14 protein-coding genes are annotated in these 13,285 nt (G+C 32.2%); 12 read left to right on the forward strand and 2 right to left on the reverse strand.

Annotated features, from left to right (window positions below; genetic code table 11):
• The 4 genes from CD111_RS01705 to CD111_RS01720 form a co-directional block, all read left to right on the forward strand.
• Positions 1-622 (forward strand): CDP-alcohol phosphatidyltransferase family protein (locus tag CD111_RS01705; protein WP_206124214.1); only part of this gene is annotated, 622 nt, incomplete at its 5' end.
• Complete coding sequence (locus CD111_RS01710; protein WP_095086582.1) at positions 619-1,557, forward strand: phosphatidate cytidylyltransferase; 939 nt, start codon at positions 619-621, stop codon at positions 1,555-1,557. The genes CD111_RS01705 and CD111_RS01710, both read left to right, overlap by 4 nt.
• Positions 1,558-1,570: 13 nt before the next feature.
• A complete protein-coding gene (locus tag CD111_RS01715; protein WP_095086585.1) occupies positions 1,571-2,200 on the forward strand; it encodes a lysophospholipid acyltransferase family protein in 630 nt (209 codons plus the stop codon).
• A complete protein-coding gene (locus tag CD111_RS01720; RefSeq protein ID WP_095086588.1) occupies positions 2,194-2,730 on the forward strand; it encodes a YqaA family protein in 537 nt (178 codons plus the stop codon). Before CD111_RS01715 ends, CD111_RS01720 begins: the two co-directional genes overlap by 7 nt.
• A 73-nt stretch (positions 2,731-2,803) precedes the next feature.
• Here CD111_RS01720 and CD111_RS01725 read toward each other — a convergent pair whose 3' ends face one another.
• A complete protein-coding gene (locus CD111_RS01725; RefSeq protein ID WP_095086591.1) occupies positions 2,804-4,402 on the reverse strand; it encodes a BCCT family transporter in 1,599 nt (532 codons plus the stop codon).
• A gap of 148 nt (positions 4,403-4,550) precedes the next feature.
• Here CD111_RS01725 and CD111_RS01730 point away from each other — a divergent pair, with 148 nt between their 5' ends.
• From CD111_RS01730 to CD111_RS01740, 3 genes are all read left to right on the forward strand, one after another.
• The gene (locus CD111_RS01730; protein ID WP_095086594.1) at positions 4,551-5,411 is read left to right on the forward strand and encodes a GNAT family N-acetyltransferase; all 861 of its coding nucleotides are present in this window, start codon (positions 4,551-4,553) and stop codon (positions 5,409-5,411) included.
• 105 nt (positions 5,412-5,516) lie between these two features.
• Positions 5,517-6,032 (forward strand): DNA-directed RNA polymerase subunit delta, encoded by a 516-nt coding sequence (gene rpoE / locus CD111_RS01735; protein ID WP_095086597.1) that lies wholly within the window; start codon positions 5,517-5,519, stop codon positions 6,030-6,032.
• A gap of 146 nt (positions 6,033-6,178) precedes the next feature.
• Positions 6,179-7,783: a CTP synthase gene (locus tag CD111_RS01740; RefSeq protein WP_095086600.1), complete on the forward strand. Its 1,605-nt coding sequence runs from the start codon at positions 6,179-6,181 to the stop codon at positions 7,781-7,783.
• A gap of 105 nt (positions 7,784-7,888) precedes the next feature.
• Here the strand turns inward: CD111_RS01740 and CD111_RS01745 are convergent, their stop codons facing one another.
• Positions 7,889-8,413, reverse strand: coding sequence for a DUF2529 family protein (locus tag CD111_RS01745; protein ID WP_095086603.1), 525 nt, complete (start codon positions 8,411-8,413; stop codon positions 7,889-7,891).
• 113 nt (positions 8,414-8,526) lie between these two features.
• Between CD111_RS01745 and CD111_RS01750 the strand changes: the two genes are divergently transcribed.
• The 5 genes from CD111_RS01750 (at position 8,527) to CD111_RS01770 (ending at position 13,212) form a co-directional block, all read left to right on the forward strand.
• Positions 8,527-8,826 carry a response regulator gene (locus CD111_RS01750; RefSeq protein ID WP_240610490.1) on the forward strand — a complete coding sequence of 100 codons (300 nt, stop codon included), beginning with the start codon at positions 8,527-8,529 and terminating at the stop codon, positions 8,824-8,826.
• An 85-nt stretch (positions 8,827-8,911) separates the two neighbouring features.
• Complete coding sequence (gene fdaB / locus CD111_RS01755) at positions 8,912-9,769, forward strand: class IIb fructose-bisphosphate aldolase FdaB (RefSeq protein ID WP_095086609.1); 858 nt, start codon at positions 8,912-8,914, stop codon at positions 9,767-9,769.
• Between the two features lie 204 nt (positions 9,770-9,973).
• Entirely contained in the window at positions 9,974-11,233 is a 1,260-nt protein-coding gene (locus CD111_RS01760) for a UDP-N-acetylglucosamine 1-carboxyvinyltransferase (RefSeq protein WP_095086612.1), read from the forward strand.
• 71 nt (positions 11,234-11,304) lie between these two features.
• Positions 11,305-11,634, forward strand: a complete 330-nt coding sequence (locus CD111_RS01765; RefSeq protein WP_095086615.1) for a winged helix-turn-helix transcriptional regulator — start codon at positions 11,305-11,307, stop codon at positions 11,632-11,634.
• A gap of 150 nt (positions 11,635-11,784) precedes the next feature.
• Positions 11,785-13,212: an aldehyde dehydrogenase family protein gene (locus tag CD111_RS01770; protein ID WP_095086618.1), complete on the forward strand. Its 1,428-nt coding sequence runs from the start codon at positions 11,785-11,787 to the stop codon at positions 13,210-13,212.
• The last annotated feature ends 73 nt before the right edge of the window (positions 13,213-13,285 follow it).

Consider the following 13,285-nt stretch of genomic DNA (forward strand, 5'->3'; position numbering starts at 1 on the left):
AGATGTGTATAAGAGACAGAGCATATACGAAGTAAAACCGAAATTCCAACAACTGTTAATGCCATTAGTTGACTGGATGAGAAAAATTGGTATGATGCCAAATCACGTTACAATACTAGCATTACTCTTATCTATCCTGACGGGTGTTATTTTAAGTATATTTCATGATAACAAATGGATATATATTATCATGCCTATTGTGATGTTTGTAAGAATGGCATTAAATGCAATTGATGGTGTAATGGCGAAAAAATATCATATGAAATCTGATTTAGGGTTATTGTTGAATGAATTAGGAGATGTTATAAGCGATTTATTTTTATTTTTACCATTCGTGTTTATTTCAGAAGATTATGGGATAGGTATTTTGATGTTTATAAGCTTATCCATCATTAGTGAAATGACTGGTGTAACAGTACAAGTGATAGGTAGCACAAGAAGATATGATGGTCCTATGGGTAAAAGTGACCGTGCATTTATAATTGGTTTCATTAGTTTTTTAATTTTTCTACATTTAAATATGACACCCTATTTACATTTTGTGTTTTACGTTTGTTCAATTCTGATGTTAATCAACATATATAGTCGAATAACAAATGGGTTGAAGGAGGTTAAATCATGAATTTAGGGAAGATTTCTTCAGAAATGCTTATTGTTATGATAGGAGTATTTATCGTATTAGTATTATCAAGTTTAATCAGTATCTATTTAACGAAACGATACCCTGAAAAAGACTTCACTGAAATTAGATTAAGAATTAAATCATGGTGGAGTATGTGTATTATCTTTACAATCGCTTTAGTCATAAACTCTACTGTATCCTTAATATTTCTTGGCTTACTTTGTTTTTTAGCTTTGAAAGAGTATTTTTCACTAATACCTACGAATCGTAGCCATAGAGCTGTATTATTCTGGGCGTACTTATCTATACCTATTCAATTTACATTTATATATTTTGGGTTTTATGGCATGTTTATTATCTTCATACCGGTATATATGTTCTTATTCATACCGATACAAGCTATTTTGATAGGTGAAACAAAAGGGTTTTTACAATCAATGGGATCTGTGCAATGGGGCTTGATGCTTATGGTTTTTAGTTTAAGTCACATAGCATATTTAATTGTGTTGCCTGGCGAAAAAAGTACTGTACCTGGTGCGAGTCTTGTTTTATTTTTAGTCATATTGACCCAAGCAAATGATGTGTGTCAATTTATGTTTGGTAAAGCATTTGGTAAACATAAAATTGTACCTAAAGTGAGCCCTAATAAGACTTGGGAAGGTTTTGTTGGTGGGATTATTTCAACTACAATTCTATCGTTATGTTTAGCGCCATTGCTAACACCATTTACACTTTTAGGTATGATTGTAGCAGGTTTATATATTAGTATTATGGGGTTTGTTGGTGATGTGAATATTTCAGCTTTAAAAAGAGATTTGAATATTAAAGATACTTCCCAAACAATACCTGGTCATGGTGGTATTTTGGATAGGGTGGATTCTTTAACATACACAGCGCCACTGTTCTTCCACTTTGTAAGGTTCTTTTACTTTTAAGGAGTGAGCCGATATGTTAAGACACATCATTTTTACATTTATCATTAGACCAATTATTTTAATTGTTTTAGGATTAAATATACGTAGGCGAGAATGGTTACCTAAAAAAGGTCCTATTGTGATTATTGCCAATCATAATTCACATTTAGATACGTTAGTATTACTTTCATTATTTCAAGGAAAAGGATTTAAAAAAGCACGACCTGTAGCTGCAGGAGATTATTTTCTGAAAAATAAACTTTTAAAATGGTTTTCCGTAAATATTATGAGAATCATACCTATTGAAAGAAGAATGACACGTGATATAAAAGGTTTATTTGAACCAATTGTTGAGGCTTTAGATGAAGGTAGTATTATCATCTTGTATCCAGAAGGAAGTAGAGGAGAACCTGAAAAGTTATCAAAATATAAATCAGGAATTTATTATTTAATGAGAGAACGACCTAATATACCGATACAACCATTGTTTCTACATGGTTTAGGCAAATCATTACCGAAAGGATCTAAATTATTTGTACCATTCTTTGTTGATATTTTTGTAGGACGACCATTTTTATTTAATGAGAATAGAAAAGCATTTATGGATGAACTGAATGAACGAATGGATGCACTCAGAAATGAAGGTGATTTCAAAGAATGGTAATTATATTTATATGGGCTTTTCTTGAAGCAATCGTATTTTTTATCATTCCTGATGTTGCTTTAACTTATTATGCAATCATACAAAAAAGTAAATTTAAATTATTATGTGCGAATCTTATAGCAATTATAGGTGCAGTTCTAGGCGGTATAATTGTATACATTGTTTCAATACAAAATTTAAACTTTGTTGAAATGATTATGCTCAAGATTCCTGGTATTCATCCATATATGATAGAACATGTTATACATTCATTAGAAGATAAAAGCGTACTAGGATTAATAGAAGCACCATTGTTTGGTGTTCCATATAAACTTTATGCGATGATGAGCTATCACGAAGGTATATCATTTATCGTATTTATATTCGTAAGTTTTATTGCACGACTCTTAAGATTTATATTAACAAGTTATTTGTCATACGTATTAAGTCATATCGTGTTTAAAAACACTAATCGATATATCAAATTATCGCTTTGGTTGATAGTGTGGATAAGCGTCTATTGGATATATTTTTCGATACATCCGTTTTAATTTATGAAAGAAGCAGGGACATAAATATCATTTTCAAATAAATCAAAACCACCCTTTAAAGGGTGGTTTTGATTTATTTATCTTCTTCTTCACGTTCTTCTAATGATTTGGAAAAGTCAGTATCATCATCAATGTACGTCATTTTAAAGTGTTCTGCAGGTTCTCTTCGTAATGCTTTCATTATTGAGAACATCATTAAGAAGAGAATGACGGCAAATGGAAGGCCAGCTACAATTGAAGCAGTTTGTAAGCTTTTAAGTCCACCGGCTAAAGTCATGGATACAGAAATTGATCCTATTAAAATACCCCATACGAGTTTGTATTTTAATGGCGGTGTAATAGAACCTCTGTCAGACATACTAGAAAGTATGAATGTAGTAGAGTCGGCACTAGTTACTAAGAATAAGAAAATTAGTATAATTGCGAATATACTAGTCACTTCGTACAGTGGAAAATGCGAGAGTAATGAGAATAGTGCAATCGTATAATCTCCTTTAACATCTTCAGCAATACCAGCACCTTTGTTAATAACAAGGTAAATAGCTGTACCACCAAATGTAGCAATCCAGCTAAATGAAATCAATGGTGGAATAATAAGTACACCAATAACAAATTCACGAATTGTTCTACCTCTAGATACACGTGCTACAAATCCACCTATAAATGGTGACCAAGCAATAACCCAAGCCCAATAGAATATTGTCCATTGTTGCATCCAAGAATTATCACCTTCATATGGATTTAATCTTAAGCTGTATTGGACGAAATTCGTTATATAATCACCAATTGCTACAGTAAATGTCTCGAAAATAAACATTGTCGGACCAAAAATTAAAATGTATATCAGTAAAGCAAAACAGATAAATATATTTAAATTACTTAAAATTTTAACACCTTTGTTCAAACCTGATGCTGCTGATCCTAAAAATATAACAGTCATAATGACAGTTATAATAATTTTAGTCCAATTATTATTTGGAATATCAAAAACATGATTAAGGCCGCCACCAATTTGAAGTATACCTAAACCGATAGATGTGGCAATCCCCATAACTGTTGCGACGATTGCTAATACATCAATAACATTTCTGTAAGGTTTTTTATATGCTTCACCAAATACCGGTTCCATTGCTGTAGAGATGAGACCATCTCTTTGTTTTCTAAACTGGAAATATGCAACGATTAAGCCTGCCATAGCAAAGATTGACCATTGAGAAATACCCCAGTGGAAAAATGTATAGCCCATGGCTAATCTAGCGGATTCTAGTGTACTTCCTTTAACTTCATTAGGCATAGGTGATTTTAAGTAATGAGTCATTGGCTCTGCTACACCCCAAAAGACTATACCAACACCTAATCCTGCTGAGAAAAGCATGCAAATCCAGGAAATAAAAGAGAATTCTGGTTTTTCATTATCTCCACCAAGTTTAAACCGACCAAATCTTGTAATAGCTAATCCAATTAAGAATATATCTAATACAAATACGATGATAAGAAATAGCCAACCTGAACTACTAGATATAAATGTATATAATATATCTGCATTTTTACCAAAAGCACTAGGGAATATCCCTGCTACAATGGTAATTAATAATATAATAGACATTGATACCCAAAAAACTAAGGTCATTTTATTATTATGATTATCTGAAGGCTGTTTTGACTGTCCCATAGTTATCCCCCTTTAATAAATGCAGTCGCAATTTCAATTACCCTAATATATATGAGATTAACATGTTATTTTTTGGATAAAACCTTCTCTGTTGTGCATATCATGTAAAATTAGTTATGATATATTTAAATAGGTGGGGGGATTGGAAATGATACAAGAAAAACAATACGGTGATATTTATATTAAACCATTTGAAGAAAATATGAGATCCGCATTAAACGCTTTTCAATTGAACGAGCGCCAACAAGTATATTCATCATTACCTAAAGAAGTATTAGATGAAGCAATTGAAGATGTAGATAGAAGGCCAAACGTAGTTGTAAATATAAATAACGAAATTGTAGGTTTTTTTGTATTACATAAATATTATCAACATGAAGGATACGACACTCCAGAAAATGTCGTATACATTCGTTCATTATCTATAAATGAAAAATATCAAGGTAATGGATATGGGACAACAATCATGATGAATTTACCAGAATATGTTCAATTTGTGTTTCCTGATTTTGATCATTTATTTTTAGTTGTAGATGCTGAAAATGAGGCAGCATGGAATTTATATGAAAGAGCAGGTTTTATGCATACCGCGACAAAAGAAGAAGGACCTTTGGGTAAAGAAAGATTGTATTATTTAGATTTAGATTCAAAATATGTTTCATCTTTGAGATTAGAATTACAAGAAAATGATTTAGATGATGAATATGAAAATATACATTTAATGAAAGATAATAAAAAAATTGGTATTATCGTATTAGAACATAAAGATGATAACTTTGATGTAAGAAGTATTGAAGTGGAAGAAAGCGAAAGAAAAGAAGGCATAGCTGAAAGTGCATTAAGACAGCTTAGCACGTTTATAAGAAGAAACTTTAAAAACAAAAAAGAATTACATATAACGCTGTTCGGTTCACATAACAAACTTAAGCCATTATGTGATAAGGCGAATTTTGTTGAAATACAAAAAACTGAAGATTATATGACGTTAATGAAATATATTAACTATTAAACTAACATTTGCTAAAAATCAGCTTGTCAATTATAATCTTTAACTGTTATGATTATATATACGAATGCGCGACAATAGTATAGTTGTTGAAAGGAAGAGTAAAGCATGAAATTAAAAGATTTTTCTAAAGAGATGGTAGACGAACATTCATTTATTGAAATGGCTTTTATCTTATTAAATGAAAACGGTAAAGACACGAATTTATATGATATGATAGACGAATTTAAGAGAATAGGTAATTATAAGGATTCAGAAATTGAAAATCGTATTTTACAATTTTATACTGATTTAAATACTGATGGTCGTTTCTTAAGTGTAGGTGAAAATATTTGGGGTCTTAGAGACTGGTATTCAGTTGATGATATTGAAGAAAAAATAGCGCCAACTATTCAAAAATTCACTGTACTTGATGAAGATGAGGATTTAGATATCACATTATTAGGTGAAGAAGATAAAACTAAAGATGTTGATATTACAATTGCTCAAGACGATCAAGAAGGACTGAATGATCCTGAAGATCCTGAAGACGAAGAAGTTGAAGATGAACTTGATGAAGCTGGTTTAGTTGTCGAAGTCGATGAAGAAGATGAAGACGAAGAAGAGGAAGAAGAAGAATTATAATTGACTTTTCTTTAAAAGATGGTAATATTTTATTTGGGCTCCTTTAAATAGGACAACGTATAAAATATAGCGCTCCCTCCTTACATTATGAATTAATGTAAGTGGGAGCGTTTTTTATTTTTTAATTATTAGATGGAGGTACAAACATGACAAAGTTCATTTTCGTAACAGGTGGCGTCGTTTCATCACTTGGTAAAGGTATTACAGCAGCATCTTTAGGTAGACTACTTAAAAATAGAGGGTTAAATGTTACAATTCAAAAATTCGATCCATACTTAAATGTTGACCCAGGTACGATGAGTCCTTATCAACACGGTGAGGTTTTTGTGACTGAAGATGGAGCTGAAACTGACTTGGATTTAGGACATTACGAAAGATTTATAGACATTAATTTGAATAAATATTCTAATGTAACTGCTGGTAAAGTATATTCACATATTTTGAAAAAAGAACGACGTGGCGACTTTTTAGGTGGAACAGTTCAAGTTATTCCACATATTACAAATGAAATTAAATCAAGATTATTAATGGCTGGTGAAAGTACGAATGCTGATGTTGTGATTACTGAAATAGGTGGTACAACTGGTGACATCGAATCACTTCCTTTCATTGAAGCAATCAGACAAATAAAAAGTGACCTTGGTAGAGAAAATGTTATGTATATTCACTGTACGCTTCTTCCATATATTAAAGCAGCGGGTGAAATGAAGACAAAACCTACGCAACATAGTGTTAAAGAACTTAGAGGTCTAGGTATACAACCTGATCTAATTGTTGTACGTACAGAATATGAAATGACTGAAGATTTAAGAGACAAAATTGCATTATTCTGCGATATTAACAAACGTGCTGTAATCGAATGTCGAGATGCGGACACTTTATATCAAATTCCATTGGCGTTACAAGAACAACATATGGATGATCTTGTAATAGAAAGGTTAGCTTTAGATGCAGATCCGGAAGCTGAATTAACAGAATGGACGCAACTATTAGAAACGGTTCGTAATTTAGATGGTAAAGTGAAAATCGGTTTAGTTGGTAAATATGTAAGTTTACAAGATGCTTATTTATCAGTTGTTGAAGCACTTAAACATGCTGGATATAACTTTAAGAAGGATATTGAAATTAAATGGATTAACTCTGAACATCTTGATACATCAAATTATAAACAAGAACTTGCAGATGTAGATGGGATATTAGTACCTGGTGGTTTTGGTGATAGAGGTGTTGAAGGTAAAATTTTAGCAGTACAATATGCACGTGAAAATAATGTACCGTATTTAGGTATTTGTTTAGGCATGCAATTAGCTACAGTAGAATTTGCTAGAAATGTAGTGGGCATGAAAGATGCACATTCTGCAGAATTAGATCCAAATACACCATATCCAATTATCGATTTATTACCTGAACAAAAAGATATAGAAGATTTAGGTGGTACTTTAAGATTAGGTGTATATCCATGTAAATTGATTGAAGGAACGATTGCACATGATGTATATGGCGTTTCTGAAGTTGATGAGAGACACCGTCATCGTTATGAATTTAATAATGAATATCGAGAAAGACTGGAAAGTGAAGGTATGACATTCTCAGGAACAAGCCCAGATGGTAGATTAGTTGAAATAGTTGAACTAGAAAATCATCCGTGGTTCGTAGCTTGTCAATTCCATCCAGAGTTCGTATCAAGACCAAATCGTCCTCAAAAATTATTCAAAGGTTTTGTAGAAGCAAGTATTAAAAATCAAAAATAAATCATTAGAACATAAAGATCGTAACTTTTCTTTAATTTGCTAAGAAAAGTTACGATCTTTGTCTTTCTGTTGGGTTAAATACGTTATAAGCGTTTATTTCACAATTTATAGTTCTTCTAAGTCTTGCGTAATCTCATACATTTCTGCATACATGATATAATAAATATAATTAAGCGCCATAATATGAGGCGTTATGATTTTGCTGAAATCCGCAGTAGGTACAATTGACCTAGGCGTTGATAAATCTATGAAATGCATTAATGATTCATGTGTTTTATGTTCTTTATCTTTATTTGAAATCACAACAAAATCTATGTCGTGTTCGTTTAATTTTTCAATCCAAGATAGCAGTTCATCGGTAAAAAATGGTGAAATTAATAACACACGATCGGTTGTATCGATTTTACTGATTTCATCGATAGATTCAATTAATTTAGCGTTTGGTAGTTTTTCTTCACTATCTGTCATGTAAGTTGAAAAATATTTAGTTTCACCACATACATGAATTAAAATGTTCCCTTGACCACCTGCAGCTTGCATAAGTAATTGGGACGCAATTTCGATTTCTTCTTCTTGTGCATCTATTTTACTGAATATACCATTCAGTTGAGTATTGAAAATTTTAAGCAATTTGCATTCTCCTTAAATATGTAATTAAATTTATTTTATAGAAAAAGTGGGGTATCTTCAATGGATGTACTTATTATAGACGATGAAAAAATATTAGAAAACTTTTAAAAGAAATTTTTGAATTAAATGAGTTTAGTGTAGATACTGCCAAAAATGGTAAAGAAGGTCTTGAATTGTTTGAAAAACATCAATATGACCTCGTATTTATTGATAAGAGAATGCCAGGTTTGACGGGAGAAGAAGTCATCATAAAAGTAAGAGAATTAGATAAAGAAGTGCCAATATATATGATTTCCGCATTTCAAACATCAATAGATTTAGAAACGATAACAAATGAAAATATTACAGGTATGCTTATGAAGCCGTTTTCAATTGACGAAGTTATGAAAATTGCAAGAAAACATTTAGGATAGGGCTTTCAAAAGATGCATAAAGCATTAAAATTTGATATAATTAACGTATAAATATATGTGCAAAGCACAAATAGGAGGAAACTCAATGCCTTTAGTTTCAATGAAAGAAATGTTAATTAAAGCGAAAGAAAATGGTTATGCAGTTGGTCAATACAACTTAAATAACTTAGAATTCACACAAGCTATTCTTCAAGCATCTCAAGAAGAAAATGCACCAGTTATTCTTGGTGTTTCAGAAGGAGCAGCTCGTTACATGGGTGGATTCAAAACTGTAGTCAAGATGGTAGAAGGATTACTTGAAGATTACAAAATTACAGTACCAGTAGCAATACATTTAGATCACGGTTCAAGTTTTGATAAATGTAAAGAAGCTATTGATGCTGGATTTACTTCAGTTATGATTGATGCTTCTCATCATTCATTCGAAGAAAACATCGAAATTACTTCTAAAGTAGTTGAATATGCGCATGCTAACGGTGTTTCTGTAGAAGCTGAATTGGGTACTGTTGGTGGACAAGAAGATGATGTTGTTGCTGATGGCGTTATCTATGCTGATCCTAAAGAATGTCAAGAACTAGTTGAAAGAACTGGAATTGATACATTAGCGCCTGCATTAGGTTCTGTACATGGACCTTACAAAGGTGAACCAAACTTAGGATTTAAAGAAATGGAAGAAATCGGTGCTTCAACTGGTTTACCATTAGTATTACATGGTGGTACAGGTATCCCAACTCAAGACATCAAAAAAGCTATCACTTATGGTACTGCTAAGATTAACGTTAACACTGAAAATCAAATCACTTCTGCTAAAGCAGTTCGTGAAGTGTTAAATAATGACAGTGAAGTTTACGATCCACGTAAATATTTAGGACCTGCTCGTGAAGCAATTAAAGCAACTGTTAAAGGAAAAATTAAAGAATTTGGTACTTCAAACCAAGCTTAATTTTTAATTAATTTAATAAATTGTTATAAAAAGGCCGCTAATAAGTCACCTGACTTATTAGCGATCTTTTTTTATATAATATTTAGATATTTACATTTTGCGTTTTTGCGTTTATGTTATTGAATAGTATATAATAGTATTAATTATCTATTCATGTTGGGAGAGTATGCATTCTCTAAGACGATGAAGTAAAGGAGTAAACATATGTCTCAAGAAGTAATAAAAATAAACGGTGGAAATAAATTAAATGGTAAAGTTCAAATAAGTGGTGCTAAAAATAGTGCAGTCGCACTAATCCCCGCTAGTTTAATGGCAAATGATGTCGTAACATTAGATGGGTTACCAGATATTTCAGATGTAAAGACTTTAATGAGCCTATTAGGCGATTTAAATATAAAGACAGAACTTAACGGAGACCAACTTGTTGTAGATTCAAGTGAAGCGGTTAATTTACCATTACCAAATAATAAAGTTCAATCATTAAGAGCATCATATTATATGATGGGTGCTATGTTAGGGCGATTTAAAAAATGTGTCATTGGTTTACCTGGAGGATGTCCTTTAGGGCCACGTCCAATCGATCAACATATTAAAGGATTCGAAGCTTTAGGTGCTAAAGTAACAAACGAACAAGGTGCAATGTATTTAATCGCAGAAGAGTTAGTTGGTGCAAAAATATTTATGGACGTTGTAAGTGTTGGCGCTACAATTAATATTATGCTTGCTGCTTCATTAGCTAAAGGACGAACTGTTATCGAAAATGCAGCAAAAGAACCGGAAATTGTTGATGTAGCTACGTTGTTAAATAATATGGGTGCTAAAATTAGAGGCGCTGGTACAGACACATTAAAAATAGAAGGTGTTGAATCTTTACATGGAACAACACATTCTATTATTCCTGACCGAATAGAAGCGGGGACATATATGTGTGCTGCAGCTGCAATGGGTGAAGAAGTCATAATTGAAAATATTATTCCGCTACATTTAGAACCATTAATTGCTAAATTAAAAGAAATGGGTACAGAAATCGAATTAGGTGAAGATTCAATTTTAATTAGAGGTAAAGATGAATATAAACCTGTTGATATCCAAACTGCGGTTTACCCTGGTTTTGCGACAGATTTACAACAACCTTTTACGCCATTACTTTTAAAAGCGAACGGTTCTAGTAAAGTGACGGAAACGATATACCCAGCTAGATTTAAACATGTTGATGAATTGAGTAGAATGGGAGCCAAAGTTCACTTAGAAAATGGAACTGCTATATACTACCCATCTAAATTAACTGGAACAAGCGTTGCTGCTAGTGATTTAAGAGCGGGTGCATCATTACTCATTGCCGGATTAATATCTGAAGATGTTACGACAGTTTATAATGTTAATCATATCTATAGAGGATATAGTGGTATAGTTGAAAAATTAAAATCACTTGGTGCAGATATTTGGACAGAAGTTATTGAATAGAAGTATAAAATATATACTTTGTATAATAAATGTAGTATAATAGTCTTATAGAATTAAAAGAGGTGAGTATTATGGAAGTATGTCCTTATTTAGAAGAAACATTCAAAGTTATAGGACGCAGTTGGAATGGTTTAATACTCAATTACTTGTCACGTTGTGATGAAAGGGCTGCTCACTTTTCTGATATGAAAAGAGATCTCAAACGAATTACACCTAGAGCATTATCACTGAAACTTACAGAGTTAAGTGATTGGGGTCTTGTTGAGAAGAAAGTAGTTACTACAACACCATTATCTGTTGAATATCATCTTACTCATAAAGGATATGAATTAGCAGAGGCACTTGTTCCTTTAGAAGAATGGGCACAGCGTAATGTAGAATTAGAAGAGAATCATTCTTGAAATATAAAGTCATAACATAATGAGGAGATCCTGGAGACAAATATGTTCCAGGGTCTTCTTTATTATTTCTTTATAAACACATTATTTTAAATTTAAGTGTGTTAGGTATTATAATGAATAATGTAATGATTATAAAGGAGTAGATAATATATGAGACAAGATATTAAGCAATATATTAATGGCGAATGGGTAGATAGTCATAGTGGTAAAACAATTGACGTTATCAATCCAGCAACAGAAGAAGTAATGGGACAAGTTGCTGCAGGTAACAAACAAGATGTAGATGACGCTGTCGCTGCAGCAAAAAGTGTATACGTAAAATTTAGAAATACATCAGTAGAAGAAAGAAAAGCACTATTAGAAAGAATTGCTGATGAATATGAAAATAGAAAAGAAGATTTAATAGATGTTATGACAGATGAACTTGGTTCACCAATCGAAAAATCAGAATCAGTTCATTATCAAATGGGGTTGAATCATTTTAGAGAAGCAAGTAAAGCAATCGATTCAATTAATTTTGAAGAACGTCGCGGTGATGATTTAGTTGTTAAAGAAGCTATAGGGGTATCAGGACTTGTAACACCTTGGAACTTCCCAACAAACCAAACATCATTAAAATTAGCTGGTGCATTTGCTGCAGGTTCGACTGTTGTATTGAAGCCATCTGAGGAAACGCCATTTGCTGCTGTTATTCTTGCAGAGATTTTCGAAAAAGCTGGCGTGCCTAAAGGTGTATTTAACTTAGTAAATGGTGACGGCGCAAGCGTTGGAGATCCTTTAAGTTCTCATCCTGATGTAAGAATGATGTCATTTACAGGATCTGGACCAACTGGTAGAAAAATTATGGAAAATGCTGCTCGAGATTTCAAGAAAGTTTCATTGGAATTAGGAGGTAAATCACCATTAATCATACTTGATGATGTTGATGTAGAAAAAGCCGCTAAAGGTGCAGTTGCTAAATTTGTTCAAAATACAGGACAAGTTTGTACAGCAGCAACGCGTACATTAATACCAGAAAGTATTAAAGATGAATTTATAGAAGCAGCTAAAAAAGCAATTGAAAATGTCAAAGTTGGTAATCCTAGAGAAGCTGGGCAAGATACAGGTCCATTAGTATCTAAGAAACAGTTTGATACAGTTCAAGGATACATTCAAAAAGGTATCGATGAAGGTGCAACACTACTTCATGGTGGCGTAGGGAAACCAGACGGTATAGAAAAAGGATACTTTGTGAAACCTACATTATTTACAGATGTAAATAATGACATGACAATTGCACAAGAAGAAATCTTTGGTCCAGTAGGTACAATCATTACGTATAAAGATGTAAATGAAGCAATTGAAATTGCAAATGACACTGTTTATGGATTAGCAGCATACGTATATGGAAACGACAAAGATAAAGTAAGAGAAGTTGCGAGACAATTAGAAGCAGGAACAGTCGAAATAAATGATTCAGGTAGAAGACCTAATTTACCATTCGGTGGTTATAAACAATCCGGACTTGGTAGAGAATGGGGTGACTATGGAATAGAAGAATTCCTAGAAGTTAAATCAATACCTGGTTATTATAAATAATATAAGATTCATAATGAACCATCTAACATTAGTTTTTATTAATGTTGGATGGTTATATTTTATTTAGAAGTAT

It is taken from the genome of Mammaliicoccus stepanovicii (assembly GCF_002902525.1).
In the GTDB taxonomy this organism is placed as follows: Bacteria; Bacillota; Bacilli; order Staphylococcales; family Staphylococcaceae; genus Mammaliicoccus; species Mammaliicoccus stepanovicii.

Coding starts and splice junctions, on each gene's coding strand:
- CD111_RS01710 (WP_095086582.1), top strand. CDS start 619: ATGAATTTAGGGAAGATTTCTTCAGAAATGCTTATTGTTATGATAGGA.
- CD111_RS01715 (WP_095086585.1), top strand. CDS start 1,571: ATGTTAAGACACATCATTTTTACATTTATCATTAGACCAATTATTTTA.
- CD111_RS01720 (WP_095086588.1), top strand. CDS start 2,194: ATGGTAATTATATTTATATGGGCTTTTCTTGAAGCAATCGTATTTTTT.
- CD111_RS01725 (WP_095086591.1), bottom strand. CDS start 4,402: ATGGGACAGTCAAAACAGCCTTCAGATAATCATAATAATAAAATGACC.
- CD111_RS01730 (WP_095086594.1), top strand. CDS start 4,551: ATGATACAAGAAAAACAATACGGTGATATTTATATTAAACCATTTGAA.
- rpoE (WP_095086597.1), top strand. CDS start 5,517: ATGAAATTAAAAGATTTTTCTAAAGAGATGGTAGACGAACATTCATTT.
- CD111_RS01740 (WP_095086600.1), top strand. CDS start 6,179: ATGACAAAGTTCATTTTCGTAACAGGTGGCGTCGTTTCATCACTTGGT.
- fdaB (WP_095086609.1), top strand. CDS start 8,912: ATGCCTTTAGTTTCAATGAAAGAAATGTTAATTAAAGCGAAAGAAAAT.
- CD111_RS01760 (WP_095086612.1), top strand. CDS start 9,974: ATGTCTCAAGAAGTAATAAAAATAAACGGTGGAAATAAATTAAATGGT.
- CD111_RS01765 (WP_095086615.1), top strand. CDS start 11,305: ATGGAAGTATGTCCTTATTTAGAAGAAACATTCAAAGTTATAGGACGC.
- CD111_RS01770 (WP_095086618.1), top strand. CDS start 11,785: ATGAGACAAGATATTAAGCAATATATTAATGGCGAATGGGTAGATAGT.